Genomic DNA, 1,637 nt, shown 5'->3' with positions numbered 1-1,637 from the left:
AAGTTCTGCCCGACCACATCGAGGTGCTTCCCGGCGCTTTTGCAGGCTCCGTCTGCGGACGAGCGCTCTCCGGTAAACCAACCTCTACCATCGGGTTCGAGCGGCGCTTCAACGCAGCTTTCGCCATAGAGGACCAAGAGGCGTTCGTGCGCTTCATGCTCGCCGATATCCCTCCACGGCCACCACAAGCCGAAGCGATACGCCGCAAGAATCTGGGACGATGAGAGCGCCCCGAATCGTCGGCTTGCGTGAGAACTTGGGGCAGTTTCTGCTGCTCATGCTCATCAACGCTTTCGTGGGGGGCATGGTCGGGCTGGAGCGAACCGTAGTGCCGCTGCTCGGCACTCAGGTCTTTCACCTGGTGCAAAGTACCGCCATCACGAGCTTCATTGTCAGTTTTGGCATCACCAAGGCTCTTGTCAATCTACTCTCAGGCGCTTTAGCAGACCGATTCGGGCGCAAGAAGATCCTCGTGCTGGGCTGGCTCTTTGGGCTACCGGTGCCGTTTCTTCTTATCTTCGCCCCGTCCTGGGAGTGGATCGCGTTTGCCAATGTCCTGCTGGGCATCAACCAGGGACTCGCCTGGTCCATGGCTGTGGTGATGAAGATAGACCTCGTCGGGCCGAAGCAGCGCGGCCTTGCAGTCGGGCTCAACGAGTTCGCGGGCTATCTGGCCGTGGGTGTCACCGCACTGGTGACAGGCTACCTGGCGAGTGTCTACGGACTGCGCCCCGTTCCTTTCTATCTAGGCATCGGCTACGCAATCCTCGGCCTCGCTCTCTCCGCACTCTTCGTTCGCGATACAAGTGACCTTGTCACCAAGGGAGCCTCCTCCGCACTTCCCTTCAAGGAGATATTTGCGCGTGTAAGCTGGAAGGATAGGCGGCTTCTGGGAGCGAGTCAGGCGGGTTTGGTCAATAACCTCAACGATGGCATGAGTTGGGGACTCTTCCCGCTCTACTTCGCGGCGGCGGGGCTGGACGTGGCACACATCGGCGTTTTGAAGTTCGTCTACCCTGCGGTCTGGGGCTTGATGCAGATCGCTACGGGGCCGCTCTCAGACACCATCGCCCGTCGCCTCCTCATTGGGGCGGGAATGGTGCTCCAGGGAATCGCTCTGGCGATGACGCTACTTGGCACATCTTTCTCGCTCTGGTTGGCGGCGACGGTGCTACTCGGTCTAGGAACGGCGCTCGTCTACCCAGCGCTGATCGCCGTTGTGAGCGACGCCTCCGAGCCCGACTGGCGAGCACGTGCGCTGGGCGTCTATAGGTTCTGGCGGGACATGGGCTACGCGGTTGGAGCGCTACTTTCGGGCATTATCGCTGACCTTCTGGGCTTCGCACCTGCCATTGGAGCCGTCGCCACCCTAACGGTTTTTTCCGGCCTCCTCGCCTTCCGTCTGATGAGAAAGTAACTCTGAATGATCCCGATTCTTGAAAACAAAGACCCTGATTCTCCCTCTGTCTTCACCGCCGAGGGGCTCCTCCGTGAAGCCAGGCGGCAGAAGCGCCTTGAGGAACACCCGGTTCCCGCCGTCTGTCTGCTCGATCCCGACGGCGACATCGTGCGGCAGCTCGCCGCCCGTGGCCTCTCCACCCGTTGCCCGTTCTGGGCGTGCTACCACACGGATCTTC

Annotated in this window: 1 protein-coding gene and 2 pseudogenes; all 3 read left to right on the top strand. The window is 60.8% G+C overall.

Features of this window, described 5'->3' with window-relative positions; translation table 11 throughout:
* Positions 1–224, top strand: a pseudogene (locus ACH2EH_RS11525) (MBL fold metallo-hydrolase); the annotation flags it as partial.
* Positions 221–1,417 (top strand): MFS transporter, encoded by a 1,197-nt coding sequence (locus ACH2EH_RS11520; protein ID WP_395141789.1) that lies wholly within the window; start codon positions 221–223, stop codon positions 1,415–1,417. The pseudogene ACH2EH_RS11525 and the gene ACH2EH_RS11520, both read left to right, overlap by 4 nt.
* Before the next feature lie 6 nt (positions 1,418–1,423).
* Positions 1,424–1,637 (top strand): annotated as a pseudogene (locus ACH2EH_RS11515) (uridine phosphorylase); the annotation flags it as partial.

Source organism: Armatimonas sp., assembly GCF_043760365.1.
Lineage (GTDB): Bacteria > Armatimonadota > Armatimonadia > Armatimonadales > Armatimonadaceae > Armatimonas.
The sequence above is the reverse complement of the archived record's forward strand: the minus strand, read 5'-3'. Positions and strand labels throughout refer to the sequence as shown.

Bases quoted from the DNA above. Each gene is read 5' to 3' on its own strand.
- ACH2EH_RS11520 (WP_395141789.1), top strand. From the start codon at position 221: ATGAGAGCGCCCCGAATCGTCGGCTTGCGTGAGAACTTGGGGCAGTTT.